General features: G+C 62.3%; 17 protein-coding genes. 11 read left to right on the top strand and 6 right to left on the bottom strand.

Translation table 11 applies throughout. The features are described 5' to 3' along the window. The first annotated feature begins 45 nt into the window (after positions 1 to 45). Both pdxR and CQ13_RS30425 read left to right on the top strand, forming a co-directional pair. Positions 46 to 1,551, top strand: a complete 1,506-nt coding sequence (gene pdxR / locus CQ13_RS30430; protein WP_057846490.1) for a MocR-like pyridoxine biosynthesis transcription factor PdxR — start codon at positions 46 to 48, stop codon at positions 1,549 to 1,551. Between the two features lie 87 nt (positions 1,552 to 1,638). Further along, positions 1,639 to 1,899 (top strand): DUF6719 family protein, encoded by a 261-nt coding sequence (locus tag CQ13_RS30425; RefSeq protein WP_057846489.1) that lies wholly within the window; start codon positions 1,639 to 1,641, stop codon positions 1,897 to 1,899. Between the two features lie 16 nt (positions 1,900 to 1,915). Here CQ13_RS30425 and CQ13_RS30420 read toward each other — a convergent pair whose 3' ends face one another. The 3 genes from CQ13_RS30420 to CQ13_RS44670 form a co-directional block, all read right to left on the bottom strand. After that, on the bottom strand, positions 1,916 to 2,365 hold the full coding sequence (locus CQ13_RS30420; protein ID WP_082637720.1) for a nuclear transport factor 2 family protein: 450 nt from the start codon (positions 2,363 to 2,365) through the stop codon (positions 1,916 to 1,918). 185 nt (positions 2,366 to 2,550) lie between these two features. Next, a complete protein-coding gene (locus CQ13_RS30415) occupies positions 2,551 to 2,946 on the bottom strand; it encodes a hypothetical protein (protein WP_057846487.1) in 396 nt (131 codons plus the stop codon). Positions 2,947 to 2,990: 44 nt separating this feature from the next. Beyond that, positions 2,991 to 3,152: a hypothetical protein gene (locus tag CQ13_RS44670; RefSeq protein WP_197427488.1), complete on the bottom strand. Its 162-nt coding sequence runs from the start codon at positions 3,150 to 3,152 to the stop codon at positions 2,991 to 2,993. Between the two features lie 385 nt (positions 3,153 to 3,537). Between CQ13_RS44670 and CQ13_RS43560 the strand changes: the two genes are divergently transcribed. Beyond that, positions 3,538 to 3,831, top strand: coding sequence for a hypothetical protein (locus CQ13_RS43560; protein WP_156433990.1), 294 nt, complete (start codon positions 3,538 to 3,540; stop codon positions 3,829 to 3,831). Positions 3,832 to 3,881: 50 nt separating this feature from the next. Here CQ13_RS43560 and CQ13_RS30410 read toward each other — a convergent pair whose 3' ends face one another. Continuing rightward, positions 3,882 to 4,430 carry a CreA family protein gene (locus tag CQ13_RS30410; protein WP_057846486.1) on the bottom strand — a complete coding sequence of 183 codons (549 nt, stop codon included), beginning with the start codon at positions 4,428 to 4,430 and terminating at the stop codon, positions 3,882 to 3,884. Positions 4,431 to 4,830: 400 nt separating this feature from the next. On the opposite strand from CQ13_RS30410, the gene CQ13_RS30405 reads away from it, so the two are divergent. The 7 genes from CQ13_RS30405 to CQ13_RS30375 all read left to right on the top strand — a co-directional run bounded on the left by CQ13_RS30405 (position 4,831) and on the right by CQ13_RS30375 (position 11,886). Next, positions 4,831 to 6,228, top strand: coding sequence for a L,D-transpeptidase (locus CQ13_RS30405; RefSeq protein ID WP_430649722.1), 1,398 nt, complete (start codon positions 4,831 to 4,833; stop codon positions 6,226 to 6,228). A gap of 73 nt (positions 6,229 to 6,301) precedes the next feature. Then, on the top strand, positions 6,302 to 6,874 hold the full coding sequence (locus CQ13_RS30400) for a glutathione peroxidase (protein WP_057846485.1): 573 nt from the start codon (positions 6,302 to 6,304) through the stop codon (positions 6,872 to 6,874). 155 nt (positions 6,875 to 7,029) lie between these two features. Then, complete coding sequence (locus CQ13_RS30395; RefSeq protein ID WP_057846484.1) at positions 7,030 to 7,974, top strand: polysaccharide deacetylase family protein; 945 nt, start codon at positions 7,030 to 7,032, stop codon at positions 7,972 to 7,974. A 68-nt stretch (positions 7,975 to 8,042) separates the two neighbouring features. Continuing rightward, on the top strand, positions 8,043 to 8,552 hold the full coding sequence (locus tag CQ13_RS30390; protein WP_057846548.1) for a dihydrofolate reductase family protein: 510 nt from the start codon (positions 8,043 to 8,045) through the stop codon (positions 8,550 to 8,552). 227 nt (positions 8,553 to 8,779) lie between these two features. After that, complete coding sequence (locus tag CQ13_RS30385) at positions 8,780 to 9,802, top strand: TRAP transporter substrate-binding protein (protein ID WP_197427487.1); 1,023 nt, start codon at positions 8,780 to 8,782, stop codon at positions 9,800 to 9,802. A 75-nt stretch (positions 9,803 to 9,877) separates the two neighbouring features. After that, positions 9,878 to 10,471: a TRAP transporter small permease subunit gene (locus tag CQ13_RS30380; RefSeq protein WP_057846482.1), complete on the top strand. Its 594-nt coding sequence runs from the start codon at positions 9,878 to 9,880 to the stop codon at positions 10,469 to 10,471. A 26-nt stretch (positions 10,472 to 10,497) separates the two neighbouring features. After that, positions 10,498 to 11,886 carry a TRAP transporter large permease gene (locus CQ13_RS30375; protein WP_245309409.1) on the top strand — a complete coding sequence of 463 codons (1,389 nt, stop codon included), beginning with the start codon at positions 10,498 to 10,500 and terminating at the stop codon, positions 11,884 to 11,886. Between the two features lie 6 nt (positions 11,887 to 11,892). Here the strand turns inward: CQ13_RS30375 and CQ13_RS30370 are convergent, their stop codons facing one another. Next, positions 11,893 to 12,345 (bottom strand): DoxX family protein, encoded by a 453-nt coding sequence (locus tag CQ13_RS30370; RefSeq protein ID WP_057846547.1) that lies wholly within the window; start codon positions 12,343 to 12,345, stop codon positions 11,893 to 11,895. Between the two features lie 285 nt (positions 12,346 to 12,630). Next, positions 12,631 to 14,940: an NADP-dependent malic enzyme gene (locus CQ13_RS30365; RefSeq protein WP_057846481.1), complete on the bottom strand. Its 2,310-nt coding sequence runs from the start codon at positions 14,938 to 14,940 to the stop codon at positions 12,631 to 12,633. A gap of 256 nt (positions 14,941 to 15,196) precedes the next feature. On the opposite strand from CQ13_RS30365, the gene CQ13_RS30360 reads away from it, so the two are divergent. Next, positions 15,197 to 17,179 carry a hypothetical protein gene (locus CQ13_RS30360; protein ID WP_057846480.1) on the top strand — a complete coding sequence of 661 codons (1,983 nt, stop codon included), beginning with the start codon at positions 15,197 to 15,199 and terminating at the stop codon, positions 17,177 to 17,179. Positions 17,180 to 17,181: the final 2 nt, after the last annotated feature.

Below are 17,181 nucleotides of genomic sequence, written 5' to 3'. Positions count from 1 at the left end.
TTGAGAGTTGTACCGGCCAATTTGGTCTGCGATAGTGCCAATTCCATGCGAAAAATTCCGACCAATTCCCCTCCGGCGCGACGCAAGCCCGAGCTCGCCCTCGATCTCTCCGGCGCCCACGTGACGCCGCACGCCTCCTCCCAACACCGGCTCTATCAGGCGCTGTGCCACGCCATCACGGGCGGAACTGCAAAGCCCGGCGAGCCGCTGCCGCCGTCGCGCACGCTGGCCAAGCAGACCGGCTTCCGCCGCAACGCCGTCACGTCGGCCTATGAGCGCCTGATCGCGGACGGATTTGCGGTAGCCACCGTCGGCTCCGGCACTTTTGTCGCCGCGCGCATTCCCGCCCGCTTCCACGACGCTCGCAGGACGAAGATCGCGATCGAGCCGCCGCAACAAGGCCCGCTGGCGCTCGGCTGCACGCACATCGACGAACGGGCGCTGCAGCGCTTCCGGGCGTTTGCCGGCCGGCGCATGCGCGCCTTCGGTGCCGAGCACCTGCAGTACGGCGACCCCAGGGGCAGCCGCGAACTCCGCGCCGCGATCGCCGATCATTTGCTGTCGGCACGTGGTCTGCGCTGCGACCCCGACCAGATCATGCTGACATCGGGAACGCAGCATAGCTTACGGATCGTGCTGGGCGCGATCCTGAAATCCGGCGATCAGATCTGGTGCGAAGACCCCGGCTATCCCGCCGCACGAAGGGCGATCGAGCATTGCGGCCTGCGCCCCATCTCGGTGCCGGTCGACGCTTCGGGCCTGATCGTGGCCAGGGGCCGGGCCCTCGCTCCTTCGGCTGGCGCGGCCTATGTGACACCGTCGCACCAATTTCCCCTCGGCGTGCAGATGTCGATGCCGCGGCGGCTGGAATTGCTCGACTGGGCCAGGGATGCGGACGCCTTCGTCATCGAGGACGACTATGACAGCGAATTTCGATATGACGGCGCGCCGCTGCTGTCGCTCGCCGGCATCGATCATCTCTCGCGCGTCATCTACATGGGCACGTTTGCAAAGACATTGTTCCCCGGATTGCGCATCGGCTACTGCGCGCTGCCCGAGCGGCTCGTCGGGCCGGTGACGACAGCCCGTGCCGCGCTCGACCGCTTTCCCGGCACGCTGCTCGAGGGCGCCGTCGCAGACATGCTGAATTCCGGCGCGTTCGCGGCCAACCTGCGCCGGGTGCGAGGGATCTATCGCGAAGCGCGGGACGTGCTTGCTTCGACCCTCTCGGCGGAATCGCAGGGAAAACTCTCGGTGCCGATGCCCTCGCAGGGCCTGCATCTGGTCGCGCAGTTCGATCCATCCGTCGATCCGCGTATCGCCGCACAGGCAAAGGCCGAAGCCGGCGTCGCAGGTTGGCTGCTGGCGGAAACTTGTTTCCGCACACGTCCGCTTCCAGGCTTTGTCCTCGGCTTTGCCGGCCACAAGCTGCCACAACTGATCGCGTCGGCCGAGCGACTCGCGAAGTCATCGCTGGCCGCCTTGCAGGCAAACGGCAAGCCGAACAAGGCTGGAACTGGCAAGGTCAAACGGCTGAAGGCCGCCACCTGACCACTCGCGCCGGCCCGCGCTCTATCAGAATCGCGGCCACGTCACTAAGCTCGATGCTCAAATCAACTTCACGAACGGAAATACCCAATGCCCGGCCATCGCAACGTCTCGTATCTCATCACCGGTGCGTTGATCGTAGGCGTACTCGGCTATGCAACGATGGCCCTTGCTCAGGCGGTCTCGCGCGAACAGGACATTGTCGACCTCAGGCTCGGCCAGCGCGTCCTGGTCGATGATGGATCGTGTCCGACGGGACAAATCAAGGAAGTCCAGGGCTCGCAGATGACGACGTCAGGCGTGCTTCGCACCCGCAAGTGCATTCCGCGGCTGGGGACCAAAAAGCGCTAGCGGCGGCCGCACCAGCCTAGAACATGCCGTTGGTGTTGGCGGCCTTCTCGGGAATTTCCTGCACGACATCCCAATGCTCGACGATCTTGCCGTTCTCCAGCCTGAAAATGTCGACGATGGCGCGGCCGCGCGTGCCTTTCTCGCGCACGCTGTGGACGTGGACGATCACGTAGTCGCCATCGGCAAAAGCGCGCTTGATCTCGCTGCGGGAGTCCGGAAATTTCTCGCGTAGGAAGCCGAGGAAGGCCTTGAAGCCCTCGATGCCATCCGGCGCCGTCGGATTGTGCTGAATGTAATGCGGCCCGAAAAACTTCGCCGCGGCATCAAAATCCTTCCGATTGAGAGCCGCATCGTAAAATTCGAGCACGGCCTTCTTGTTGGCTTCCTGTGTCGCAGCGTCGGCGGCGACCGCCGGAGATATGGCCAGCGACAATAGGCCGATCAGGCCGACAAAAAGAGATTTCATAACAGCTCCTTTGTGCAATCGGTCTCGATACCGAGCCTAACCTACCAGCTTCCGTATCGGCCGACGACCCCGCGCCACAGCGCATCACGTTCGCGCGCTGGTGCGCCAGGAAGTCGTCGAGCGAATAGCTCTGGGCAGCTATGACGCAGTAGAACCAAGGGGCGGAAAATATTTGCGAGCCGCGCTTACTGGTTCGTCGCCGGCTCGAACATGCATTGCAGCGTCGGCTTGGCGATCTTGGTGAAGGTCGGGCCGATCTCGGATCGCTTCGATGCCGGCACCCATGCGGTCTCGATCGTCGGCACCCCGGTCTCGCTGATGCCGCGCAGCAGCGCTTCGCGCAGGTCGGCATCTTCCACGGTCGCGACGGCGTAGTCGTGCAGACAGCCGCAAACGCTTTCGGGATGCGCCCAGCGTCCGACCATGCGGGGCGCGCAGAGCCGCACGAACTCGCCGCGCGGATCGGGCACCTTGAGGAGCGAGCGGAACGAGGTCTGCGGCGGCTGAAACTGGACTTGAGCCTGTGCCGCGCCGCTGAGAAGAGACGCAAAGATAACAGCAGAACAGATGCGTACGAACATACCGAGCCTTTATCGGCGATCTCGTTGCAAAGGATCCGCTACGCTCAGTTGGCGGCCACGACCATCGGTAGCGGCACCTGGGCCGCAACCGGCGAGCCATTATAGGCGAAGGTGCCAACCCCCGGCAGGCCCTGATCCGAAGAACCAGCCATCGAGGAACCAGCCAGAATGACGGCCAAAGCGAGGATGAAGCTGATGGTCCGCATCTGACTGTCTCCGGTTATCAGTGGCCGGCGGTGCCCGCCGTCTCGTTGGCCACCTGATATCTGTCGGCTGTTTCCAGACATCTGCGCCAAAAACGAAAAATGGTTTCGTCGCGCAGGAGAATTGTGTCGTCGGCCCTGTCGGACGAAGCAATAGCGGGAAAAACCCAATGAATTCAGCCGGGACGCTCGGACTTGAAATGCTCAGGCTGAACTCCGCAAGCTGGCCGTTGCGGCCACTATGGGCCCTCGTCCAATGGACGAGAACCGCCCTCGCTCGCTGGCAGATCGGATGAACCGAGACTTCGATCCAGCCGACTCAGCGAATGCCACGCAACCTTCCGCGTGCCTGTGCGTTGTGACCCTTCCTCAACAAAGGACAGCAGTCGTGGGCAATGGCAACAGTGCAACCCCGACCCGCAAACCTGACAGGCCGGTGGGTGAAAATTTGTCTGGAAGTAACGGCCCCGAACAGCGGATCAATCCTTCGCTGAAGACAGAGCGCCACGGAAAAGCCTCAGAGAGTCCTGTGAGCCTTTGTGGCGCGATGTCGCAACAAGGCGGCGAATTTCGCGGCAATGTGTCTGCGCCGCAGAAGTTCGTGCATCTGGTCGGCTGCCGCGACCGCAAGGTCGGGCCCGGCCAGGAGGCCCGCCAATATTCCAATCCGCTCAAGCGGTAAGCTTGATGCCCTCATCCCGGATCCGATCTCGGATCCGGGCGGTATCGGACTTACTGGATGAATTCACCGCATTTCTGAACCGCGGCCTCAGTGGCACCCCAGGGCATGATCGGCACTGAGGAGGTGGAGTTTTTGGGTGAACCTTCGATCAGCTTGTCCGAATAGACCATGTAGACCAGTACGTTGCGTTTGGCGTCGCAGCCGCGAACGATCTGCATCTTCTTGAAGAACAGCGAGCGGCGTTGCCGGAACATATCGTCGCCCTGCTCCAGGCTATGCTTGAACTTGATGGGACCGACCTGGCGGCACGCCAGCGAGATGTCCGAGACTTCCTCGGCAAGGCCGAGCCAGCCCTTGAAGCCGCCCTTTTCCGGCACCGTGAAGTGACAGGCGACGCCTTCAACCTCGGGGTCGTCGACCGCGTAGGTCGCGAGCTTGTCGTTGGGGCTCAGCCATTTGAAGACCGTCGAGCGACGGAAGATCAAGTCGGGCTCTTCTGCGGCCGATGCCGGGCCCGCCTGCCACAATGTCAGCGCGAGCACCACCAAGGCCAGACTTCTCCACTTCTTGTCACGCTTAACGATGGCCTTGGATGTCATTGATATCTCCGCTGAAGGGCTCGCCGCTTATGTAGTGGCAGAAAACCGCACAGGAAGGCTGCTGGAGGCTTTGGACGGCCGCAGTACCGCCTTATCGATGGCGTCAGATCAAGCAGGCGCGGTTTAACGGAATGTGAGGCTTTTTTGCTACGATTGGGTCGAAAAGCGCTGCAATTAGAAGGCCTATGCTGGTGAACGCTTTTCGCCTTAGCGACAACAAACGAGTAGACAAGACAGTGGATTCGAGTACCCGGATTTGAGGATTATGCGCGTGAGCAGGCATCGAGCGTTCAGTGCGAGGATTGCGGGCGCGACGATTTCAAAACTGCGATTTTGGCAGATTGCGATAATGACCGCGGCCGGTTCCTTAGCGGCCGCTTCCCAGGCGGATGCCGCCGCCATGTTCTACTGGCACGATTCCGACGCCGGCTATTATTACCGGCCGATGCCGCCGGCGCAGCCGCGCAAGCCGAAGGTGCGCCGGCCGTCAGCCAAGACCGAGGCGGCCATCAAGGAAACCAACGCCAAACCGCAGGGGCCGCTGATCATCGCCGTCTCGATCGAGCAGCAGAAAGTCCGCGTCTACGACGCCAACGGGTTGTTCGCCGAAAGCCCGGTGTCGACGGGCACGAAGGATCATCCGACCCCAATGGGGGTATTCAGCATCATCCAGAAGCACAAGATGCACCGCTCCAACATCTATAGCGGCGCGCCGATGCCTTACATGCAGCGCATCACCTGGTCGGGGATTGCGCTGCATGCCGGCGTGCTGCCGGGGTATCCGGCGTCGCATGGCTGCATTCGTATGCCAACCGCCTTCGCCGTGAAGATGTGGAACTGGACCAGGATGGGGGCGCGCGTCATCATCACGCCCGGCCAGATCACGCCTGCCAGTTTCTCGCACCCCTTGCTGGTGGCGCAGAAAGTCCCGCAGCCGCTCATCGCCGACGATCCCACGACCGATGCGCCCGCGGCGAAGGGCGACAAGGGCGCGGACGCGGGCGGCGCGGGCCCAAGCCTCGAACTCCGATCGACCGTCGGCCACGCGGCGCCGTTGCGCGAACAGACCCACACGGCGGATGCCGGCAGCGCTCTGCCGACGAGCGCCGTCGTTACCATGTCCGACGCAACGCCTGTCAGTGACACGTCGAGCGCGGAGGCAAAGGCCGACGCGCCGAAATCCGAGCCAACTATCCCGGCAGCCGGTGAGCCCACGAAGGCGATCGCTGATACACCGGCTGCCTCGGTTGTTGCGCCTGAGGTCAAGAAGGATACCGCGCGCCTGCCCGGCGCGGACAAGGCTGCCAGGGTCGAACCGCCCAGGCGTCCCGGCCAGATCGCGGTGTTCGTCAGCCGCAAGGATTCCAAGCTGTACGTCCGCGAGAGCTTCAAGCCGCAGTTCGATTTGCCGGTGACGATTGCGCCAAGCGACCGGCCGCTTGGCACCCATGTGTTCACCGTCGAGGCCGATAAGAACGATCCCAACCTGTTGCGCTGGTCGGTAGTCTCGCTGCCGGTCACGGCCCGCAACGCTGCGCGGATCGATAACACTACCCCCGCTGCGCGGCGCGGCAGGATGCCCGGCGCAGCGCCCGTCGAGGCAAAGCTGCTGCTGGCGGCGAACAGTCCGGCCGAGGCGCTGGACCGCATCGCCGTCGCTCCCGAGGCGATTGCGCGGATCGCCGAGATGCTGACCACTGGTAGCTCGATCGTGGTGTCCGATCACGGCATCAACACGGGCGGCGAAACCGGCGAAGGCACCGACTTCATCGTCCCGCTGCGCATGGTCCAGCCATAACGGCTTGTTGAGCGGCGAAGGCCCGTTCGTTGCGCTATGCTTGGCACGGTTGGACCGCAGCCCGAGGCTTTTCATGATGGACCGCAGGAGCGTGATGACCGCGGCGTTGGCCGCGATCGCAGGCATGGCCTCGAGCAGGCAATCCCTGGCGCAGGCCGCCATGAGCCGGATCACGGCTTACGCGTTTTCGTTTCCGGGATTGGCCAGTGGCGACATCAAGCTTTCCGAATTTGCCGGCCGACCGATCCTGATCGTCAACACCGCTTCGCTCTGTGGCTTCACGCCGCAATATGGCGGCCTGCAGGAATTGTGGACCGAGTTCGGCAGCCGCGGCCTGATGATCGTCGGTGTTCCCTCCAATGATTTCGGCGGTCAGGAGCCGGGCGGCGCGACCGAAATCACAGCGACGGCGCAGAACCACCACGTCACGTTTCCGATCGCCGCGAAAGCCGTTGTCAAGGGACCGAACGCGCATCCGTTCTACAGATGGGCGGCTGAGGCGCGACCGAAGGAAGTTCCGCGCTGGAACTTCCACAAATACCTGATCGGCCGCGACGGCTACATCGCCGATGTCTTTCCGGAATCCGTCGAACCCGTAGATACACGGGTGAAAACCGCGATCGCGCGGGCATTGGCCGCTTCCTGAATTAACCGGTTCGGGGACAAATCCGCTGCGCGTGATCGCAACGGTTGCATTGGCGCGCCTGCTCCAACTAGGCTACTGTGCGTCGGGGATGGAGGCAGACCGGACGACGGCAACGCCGCCGACCGGGCGCGGGATTGGAATTTGGGGAAAGCAAGATGCGTATTGGGGCGGGGGTGATCTTTGCCGGCGCGGTTTCGCTGTTGGCATCAAGCGTTGCGTGGTCGCAGGTTCCACCCGCCAAAGGCGTGACCGCGCCTCAGGCAGCAGCGGCACCAGTTCCCGCTCCGCCGCCAGCGCCTGTCTCGGTTCGTCCGCCTTGCAACAATCCGAACGCGCTTGGCATCGGCCGCACGGTCGAGATCGACACGACCGGCGGACCCGGCTTCGGTTTCGAGCATTTCAAGGAGCTCGACTTCCTTCGCGACAAGGAGGTGGTGCTGACCTTCGACGATGGCCCGTGGCCGGTGAATACGCCTGCGGTACTGAAGACGCTCGCGGAGGAATGCACCACCGGCATTTTCTTCCCGATCGGCAAGCACGCCACCTACTATCCCGAAATCCTCAGGCAGGTGATGGCCGCCGGCCATTCGATCGGATCGCACACCTGGTCGCATGCCGCCCTCGTCAACAAGAAGCTGAACGAGCAGCAGCGCAAGGACGAAATCGAAAAAGGCTTCAGCGCCGTGAAATGGGCACTCGGCAAGGCGCCGGCGCCGTTCTTCCGCTTCCCCGCGCTGCAGCACCCGCCGGAGATGGTAACCTATCTTGGCGACCGCAACATCGGGATTTTCTCCTGCGACCTCGATTCCTTCGACTTCAAGGCGAGCAAGGCGCAGACGATCATCGACACCGTGATGCGCAAGGTCGAGAAGAACGGCAAGGGGATCATCCTGATGCACGACTTCCAGAAGCACACCGCCGAAGCCCTACCCGAGCTTCTGAAGAAGCTGAAGGCCGGCGGCTACAAGGTCGTTGCGATGCGCGCCAAGACACCGGTGCAGACCATCGCCCAGTATGACGAGGACATCGTCAAGGATCTGAAGCTGCCGACCGTGAGCTCGCGCCCGGTTTCCAGCGTCGTCCAGACGATCTCTGAATAATAGCGGCGCGACGCAGGCCCGTGCCGGCGCTCCGCATCGAAGGCTATGTCATCGTCTCGGCGGACGGCATGCTGGCGGATGCCCGCAACGTCATGCCGGACGAATTGAAGTTCGAGGGCGACAAGGCGTTTTTCACCGCAGCCCTCGACCGCGCCGACCTGATCCTGCACGGCCGCAATTCCTATGAGGATCACCCGAATTCGCCGCGGCGCAAGCGGGTCATCCTGACGCGCAAGGTCGAGGCGATTGCGCCCGACCCGTCCCATCCGAAAGCTAGGCTGTGGAATCCCGCGGGCGCTTCGTTCGAAGCCGCCTGCCATCATGCAGGCGTGGATACCGGGACCGTCGCCATAATCGGCGGCCCCGGCGTGTTCGGCATGTTCATGGACCGCTACGACGTGTTCTGGCTCTCGCAAGCGCCGCATGTCCGGCTACCCGGCGGCGAACCCTGCTTCCCCGGAGTCCCTACCCGTTCGCCGCAGGAAATCCTTGCCGCGCACGGACTGCGCGCCGGCAAGCCGCAGATGCTTGATGCAGCGCACGAGGTCACCGTCACACCGTGGCGGCGCGGGGCGTAGGGCGTCATCCTTTCGTCCAATCGATCTCGCCGTAAGCCAGCCCGTGGCCAGAGATCGCTTGACAGCACGCGGGCGCGGTTCCAACCTGAAAAGAAAAAAGCAAACATCATCATCGGGAGGACCACAACATGTTGAGGCGCGCTTCAACTATGCTTGCAGCGGTGACTCTTGGGTTCGTCACTGCTTTGACCGGGCCGGCTCAGGCCCAAACCACCGAAAAGCCACTAGTGCTGAAGGGTCAATCGACCCACCCCGCATCCTCGAACTTCCATCTCATCTTCAAATTGTGGGCCGAGACCGTCGAAAAGATGACGGCCGGACGCCTCAAGATCGAGACGCTGCCGGCGGGAGCGATCGTGCCGCCGTTCGAGGTATTCGACGCCACTTCCAAAAACGTTCTCGATGTCGGCATGGGACCGTTCGGCTACATCCTCGGCCGCAACACCGCGACGATTCCGATGTCGCATGGTCCGCTGTACGGCATGGACGGCTCGGACTACTGGGCCTGGTACTATGACGGCGGCGGCATGAAGCTGCTCGACGAATTTTATCGCGACGTCCTCAAGCTCAACGTCGTCGGCTTCCCGATCCCGACCGATTACCCGCAGGGAATGGGCTGGTTCAAGAAGGAGATCAACAGCCTCGGCGATCTCAAGGGCCTGAAGTACCGGATCTACGGCATCGGTGCGGAAACCTACGGCAGGCTCGGCGTGTCGGTCGTCACCATTCCCGGCGGCGAGATCGTGCCCGCCATGGAGCGCGGCGTGATCGAGGGCGCCGAATGGATCAATTGCGAAGAAGACAAGAAACTCGGACTGCACCAGGTCGCCAAGCATTACTACACGCCGGGCATGCACGAGCCGGTCACCGGCGGCCAGTTGATGATCAATAGTGACGTCTGGAAGAAGCTCACGCCGGACTTGCAGGAGATCATCAAGGTGGCGAGCGTTTACGCCACGACGCAGCGCAACTTCGCCTTCAACCGCGAGACGGCGCATGCTTGCCAGGAACTGATCAAGATGGGCGTCCAGATGCATCGTACGCCCGACGAGATCCTGAAGAACTTCCTCGACGAGTGGGAGAAGATCCAGGCCGAACACGCGGCAAAGAACCCCTTCTACAAGAAAGTAATCGACAGTCAGAAGGCCTACGCCGAACAGATCGTGCCGTTCAAGCTCTCCTGGTTCCCGCCGTACAACTTTGCCGGCGAGTATTACTGGAAGAACAAGATCTACCTGACGAAGAAATGATCTCTCTTGCCGCATGAAGCGGAGTTGCTGGCGTCCGCACCGCCGGACGCCAGCATGGTCTAAAGAGGAGTGATCATGTCGGCGGACACCAGCAGCGCTTCGGTGCCGGGCGATCCGGGCGGCGAATTCCCGCGCGCTTTTTACGGGATCATTCGGGCGATCGACCGCTTCACCGATGTGACCGGCAAGCTCATCGCTCTTACGATGCTGTTTTTGATGGTGACGATTTCGTACGAGGTCGTCATGCGCTACGGCTTCAACGCGCCGACCGTTTGGGTTTATGAGTCGAGCTTCATGGCCAATGGTTCGGCCTTCATGCTCGGAGCCGCATATGCGCTGTTGAAAGGCGCACACGTTCGCACCGACATCTATTGGGAGAACTACTCGGAGCGAAAAAAGGGCGTCGTCGACCTGATCTCCTATCTGCTGTTTTTCTATCCGGCCATGATCACGTTCATGCTGATCAGCATTGACGACGCCTTGCACTCCTATGACACCGGCGAACGATCGCAGGAAAGCGTTTGGCGCGCGATCATGTGGCCTTTCCGGGCCACGATCCCCCTGGCAGCCCTTCTTCTCATGATCCAGGGCGTGTCCGAGGTACTGAAGTGCTGGTACCAGGTCCAGTTCGGGCGCGAGTTCGTGCACAGAGAAAAGATCGAGATATGACGGGACTCGAACTTCTCGGACTTGTCATGCTCCTTGTGATGCTAGGAGCGATCTTCATCGGCCTGCCGATCAGCTTCACGCTGCTATTTCTGGCGCTGATGTTCGGCTACGTCGGCATGGGCGAGCGGGTCTTCAATCTCGCCTACCTCCAGACCATTGGCCTCATGAAGCAGGATGAGCTCGTCGCGGTACCCATGTTCATTCTGATGGGGTTCATCTGCGATCAGGCCGGACTGATGGCGCGACTGTTCAAGGCGTTCCGCGACCTGTTTGCACCTATCAATGGTGCGCTCTACGTGGTCGTCATCCTCACGGCCACGCTGTTCGGCATCGCCGCCGGAACCGTCGGCGCGACGGTTACACTCCTCGGCATCATGGCTGGGCCGATGATGATCCGGGCGGGTTATGACGTGCGCATGTCGGCCGGCGCCATCGCGGCCGGCGGCACGCTCGGCATCCTGATCCCGCCGTCGGTGATGCTGGTCGTCATGGCGCCCGTGCTGGATATCTCGATTATCGATCTCTATGCGGCCGCCATCGGCCCGGGCTTCCTGCTGTCCGCCATGTTCATTGCCTACACCCTGATACGCTCTCACTTCAATCCGAAGCTCGGCCCGCCCGTGCCGATCGAGGACCGGCCCGATTCGATGCGGATCGTGCTGTGGGAATGTCTGGTCGGTCTTGTGCCGGTTACAGTGCTGACGATAGTTACGCTCGGTGCCATCCTCGCCGGAATCACAACGGCCGCAGAAGCAGCGGCGTTCGGCGCACTGGGGTCAATCGTCCTCGTCATTGCCTACGGCCGGTTCTCGTGGCGCGGGTTGCTGGATGCCTGCTACGGCACACTTGCAACGACCAGCATGGTGCTCCTCCTCGCGGTAGCCTCCAACGTGTTCGGTTCGGTTTTCTCATGGCTCGGCACGGCAACCTGGATGACCAATGCTCTTCTGGCCTCGCCGTTGCCTGCGTGGGGCACGATGTCCCTGCTCCTGGGACTGGTATTCCTGCTCGGCTGGCCATTCGAATGGCCGGCCATCGTGTTCATCTTCCTGCCGATGCTGGCACCAGTGGCCAAGGGGCTGGGCTACGACATGGTCTGGTTCGGTTGCCTCGTCGCGATCGTGCTGCAAACCGCTTTCCTGTCTCCGCCGGTCGCGATGTCAGCCTATTATCTCAAGCAGGTCGTCAAGGAATGGAACCTGAGAATGATCTACCGCGGCATGGCCGACTTCATGGTTATCCAGTGCGTCTGCGTGGTCCTGGTGCTGGCCTTCCCTGCGATCGCGATGTGGTTCCCGCAATGGTTGCAGGCGCGCAGGCTGGCGGCACGAACCGCACAGATCGAATATGTCGCGCCGCCGCAGAATGCGGCCGCAGCACTCGATGGCCCACGCGTTGCGATCCGGAATTTCTGACCGCGGTTAGATGTCCCCGTAGGCCGGCTCATTCGGCCGCGGACCCTTGCCATAGCCCGCGATCATGAACAGGGCACCGATGATCGACAGGTTCTTCAGAGCCTCGATCAACGTCTTGGCATTTTCGGGCGCCGGCTGATTCCAGAAATCGTGGAAATAGAAGGTCGTGGCGAGCACGAAAAAGATCAAGAGGATCGCGAAGAAGCGCGCGCCGAAATTGACCGCGATCATCAGGCCGGCGAGGATTTCGAAACCGCCAACGCCGACCGCCAGCAACTGCGGCAGCGGCATGCCCGCCATGGTTTCGAGCTGCGAGGTATAGGGCGCAAGCAGCGTCGGAATCGTCACCTTGGATGCGATGAAGTCTGCCGTCTGCTGTATCGCGAAAAGCTTGGTCGCTCCCGTGTACATGAAGAGCACGGCGAACAGGACTCGCCCGAAGGTAACTAACGCTGGCATGGGATCGGCCTCACTGAATGGCATGCAAAGATAGCAGGCGGCGCGAAACGATTATGGGCGTTTCGTCTCCGCTTTTCAAACGCTCAAATCGAAACCATCCGCGCAGCGGCCTGCGCGCGCCCCAACCAGACCTTCCGATAGAAGCAGAACCAAGGCGCTTTCTTGATCATAGCTTTTCAAGCGAAGCATGCCCCCGGCCTGATCCGGGGGCCGGTAGTGCCCGTGTGAAGAAAGCGCGTCAGAACAAAAGGCTGGATTCCGGTTTTGAATCGTCTGAAGGCGGATCTATCCGAACAAGGTCGGCTGCTGGCGGCCGGCGCGTTCTTGGGCTTCGACGGCGGCGACCGCCGTCATGTTGAGGACGCCGCGCGCCGTTACTCCCGGGGTGAGGATGTGCGCCGGGCGCGCCGGGCCGATCAGGATCGGACCAACGGGAAGCGCATCCGCCAGCGTCTTGATCATCTGGTAGGCGACGTTGGCGGTGTCGAGGTTCGGCATGATCAGGATGTTGGCATCGCCTTCCAGGTTGGAATGCGGCAGCACGAGTTTTCGCGCGGCAGCCGAGAGCGCGGTATCGCCCTGCATCTCGCCGTCAGCCTCGAGCTCCGGATGCTTTTCCTTCAACAGCGTGGTGGCACGGCGCATCTTGCGCGAAGATTCCGTATCATAACTGCCGAAGTCGGAATGTGACACGAAGGCGACGCGTGGCTTCATGTTGAACCGCTGGACGTGGATTGCCGCCAGCGACGCCACCTCCGCCAGCTCCTCGGCGCTCGGATTCGGACGCACCTGGGTATCGGCAATAAAATAGGAACCCTTGCTGGTGATCATCATCGCCAGCGCCGCGAAATCGCTGACGCCGGGCAGGAAGCCGATGATCTCGCGAACATGGCGCAGATGGCTCATATAGCGGCCTTCGACGCCGCAGATCATGGCGTCAGCCTCGCCGCGCACCACTGCCAGCGCGGCAATCACGGTGTTGTTGGTGCGAACCACGGTGCGCGCGGCCTCGGGCGTCACGCCGCGCCTTCCAGCCACGTCGATATAGGTCTGCACGTAGGAGCGGTAGCGCGGATCGTCTTCCGGGTTGACGAGGTCAAAATCCTGCCCGGCCTTGATCGAGAGGCCGAACCGCTTGATCCTGGCCTCGACCACGGAAGGCCGCCCGACCAGGATCGGCCGCGCCAGCTTCTCTTCCAGCACGACCTGCGTCGCGCGCAGCACGCGCTGGTCCTCGCCCTCGGCATAGATCACGCGGACCGGCTGGGTCTTGGCCTTGGCGAATACCGGCTTCATGACGAGGCCGGAGCGGAAGGCGAAGCGTTCCAGAAGCGCGGTGTATTCCTCGAAATTCGTGATCGGGCGCGTCGCCACGCCGGATTCCATCGCGGCTCGCGCCACTGCCGGCGCGATGCGCAGGATCAGCCGCGGATCGAATGGGCTCGGGATCAGCGACCCCGGCCCAAAACCCTGCGTCTCGCCGCTGTCAAAACCCTGCGCCACCGCATCCGACGGCGGATCGCGCGCGAGCTGCGCGATAGCGTCGACGGCGGCATGTTTCATTTCCTCGTTGATCCCGGTGGCGCCGACGTCGAGCGCCCCGCGGAAGATGAACGGAAAGCACAGGACGTTGTTGACCTGGTTCGGAAAGTCGGAACGTCCGGTGCAGATCATCGCGTCGGGGCGCGCTTTCCGGGCTTCGTCCGGCATGATCTCCGGAGTCGGATTGGCCAGCGCCATCACCAGCGGCTGGTCCGCCATCGACTTGACCATGTCCGATGTCAGCACGTTGGGCGCGGATAAACCTAAGAAAATATCCGCGCCGCCGATCACGTCCGCCAGCACGCGCGCACTCGTTTTTTGCGCATAGACCGCCTTCCAGCGGTCCATTAGCGTGTTGCGCCCCTCATGCACGACGCCATCGATGTCGCAGACCCAGATGTTCTTGCGCTGTGCGCCCATCGACACCAACAGATTGAGGCACGCGATCGCCGCAGCACCGGCGCCGGAGCAGACGATCTTCACATCGGGCAATTTCTTGCCGTTCAGCAGCAACCCATTGACGATGGCGGCTCCCACAATGATGGCCGTGCCATGCTGATCGTCGTGAAACACCGGGATCTTCATGCGCTCCTTGAGCTGCGCCTCGATCTCAAAACATTCCGGTCCCTTGATGTCCTCGAGATTGATGCCGCCGAAAGTCGGCTCCAGCGCCGCCACCGTCTCGACCACGCGCTCGATGGTGTCGGCGGCGATCTCGATGTCGAACACGTCGATCCCGGCGAATTTCTTAAACAGGACCGCCTTGCCTTCCATCACGGGCTTGGAAGCCAAGGGACCGATGTTGCCGAGCCCCAACACCGCGGTACCGTTGGAGACCACCGCGACCAGATTGGCGCGGGAGGTCAGCGACGCGGCTTCGGCCGGATTGTTGGCGATTTCGGTACAGGCCGCCGCCACGCCCGGCGAATAGGCCAGCGCTAGGTCGCGCTGGTTGGCGAGCGGCTTGGTCGCCTGGATCTCGAGTTTACCGGGCCGCGGCAGCCGATGATACGCCAGCGCCGCAGAACGCAGATCTTCAGAATAGGACGACATGTAGGCTCCCGCGTTTCCGGTCCCGAACTCTTGTCTTATTGATACTTCCAGATCAGGGTCAGTTTGCCGGCAAAATGAGGGGGATGTGAAGCACGGGCGACCACTTGGATGCAACATCCGAGAACGCCGCCGTCAACAGGGGCTCATCGACGAAGAGCGGCAAATCCGGTAGCATATTCGTCTCCCTACCCCATCCCCCCTAGCCGACAATATGGCAAATTTGCCTCCTGCAACGTCGGTGTCCGGAGCACAACTAATGGTAAAGATATTGCTGGGTCTGGTCGCCGCGGTCGTGATCGCGGTGGGCGGCTTCTTCGGCTTCGAGTACTACACCCAGCATCGAATCAAGGGCGAGGTCGAGGCCGCGTTCGAGCAGATCAGAGCCAGCGGCGGCAAAGCCACCCACGGCAAGGTCTCGTTCGACCTGAAGAGCCGAACGCTCAGGATTGACGATATCGCCACCGAGTCGGCATCGCAGCCCCCAGTTCGCGTGAAGGTTGCCGGCATCACAGCCTCCGGCGTCGGTCAGCCGGATGCGACGCGCTTCTCGGCCGATGCGATCGAGGCGATCGACCTCGAAATCAATGCCAGCATGCCGGCAGGAGCAGATTGGCAAGTCACCTACAAGGTGCCGCGGATCGCGGCGAAGGATTTTTCCGGTCCGGCAAGCCTGCCGCGGCCACCGGCGTCCTCGTCGACGATAGACCTGTATCGATTGCTTATCGAACAGTTTGGTGCACTCACCGCCTCCTCGATCACCGCACCCAGTATTGCCGGCACCATGAACTCCGGAAACCTGGCGCTGGGGAACGGAGAATTCGCCTATTCCAATCTTGCGCTGCGCGACATCAAGGCCGGCAAGATCGCCGCTGCTACGATCGATCGAATGACGTTCACAGCGACCTCGCAACCGAAGGGCAAGCCCGAGAAGGTGACCGGAGACCTGGCCAATCTCGCTGCGCAGGACGTCGATACGCTAGCCGCCGCAGTCATCCTCGATCCACAGCGCGCCAATGACGACCAGTACTACCGCGTCTACCGGCAGATTAGCGCCGGCGCCTATACGATCACGTCGGGGCAAGGTCCGGTGGTGCGTATCGAGGGACTGACGGCCGACGATATCGGGGCGCGGCCCTCGCGGCTGCAGTTGGCTGCGCTGCTGGCAACGATACCGTCCGGCACGGCCCAGCCCACGCCGGCGCAGGCGCGCGAAATGATGGAACGGGCCGCCAAAATCTACGAGGGCGTGCGCATCGGAAACGCCGAGATACGTGGCCTTTCGATGGATATGCCGGAGGGCGGCTTCAAGCTCGCGTCGCTGCGCTTCAATCTGGAGAACGGAAAGACGGGCGAATTCGCAGTCGAGGGTTTTGACGGCCGTTCGCCGCAGGGTCCGATCAAGCTCGACCGCTTTGCTCTCAAGGGGGTGGATGTCGCCGGCCTGTTGCGCATGACCGCGCTGTTCTCAAATCCGGCGCAACCGCCGCCGCCCGACCAGGCGCTCGGCATGATCGCCCTGCTCGAGGGTGCCGAACTCAAGGGCTTCGCTGCTCCTTACAAGAACACCGGCAAGCCGATCAACGTTGACCTCGTCCGCTTGGATTGGGGGCAGTTCGTCGGACCGATTCCGAGCAAGGCACGGCTGATCGCGAAGATGTCCGGTCCCCTCGACACGACGCATCCCGGACAGCGAATGCTGATTGCCACGGGCCTCGACAAGTTGGCGCTCGATCTCGATCTCGGCACGGTGTGGACCGAAGCATCACGCTCATTCGTGGTGGAGCCGGCAACGGTCGAGCTTGGCGGCATGCTGAAAGCGTCGGCAAGAATTTCGCTCGCAAACGTGCCGCGCGAGGTTTTCTCGATCAATCCGCTTCAGGCAGCCGCCATGGCGACGCAAATCGAGGCCGGCGGAATCGAGCTCACGGTGCGCGATCTCGGTGTCGTTGATCGCGCGGTCGCCCACTATGCCCGGATGCAGAATATCAGCCGCGACGCGGCGCGGCTGGCGATCGTCAAGGACGTCAGGGACAGCGGCGCCAAAACAGCGGCCAGTAATCCCGATGCAGAGGCGGTGGTGGATTCGCTGGCGCGCTTCATCGAGACGCCGGGGACAACCCTCACGATCAAGCTTACGCCGCTCGGCAAGGTACCGGCTATTCAGCTATTCCATCTGCTTCAGACCGATCCGCTCATTGCCTTGTCGCAGTTTCGGCTGGAGGCCGCGACGGCGCTTTGAGC

This window comes from Bradyrhizobium retamae (assembly GCF_001440415.1).
In the GTDB taxonomy this organism is placed as follows: Bacteria; Pseudomonadota; Alphaproteobacteria; order Rhizobiales; family Xanthobacteraceae; genus Bradyrhizobium; species Bradyrhizobium retamae.
Note: the sequence above shows the minus strand (reverse complement) of the source record. Positions and strands in the feature narration are given on the sequence as shown.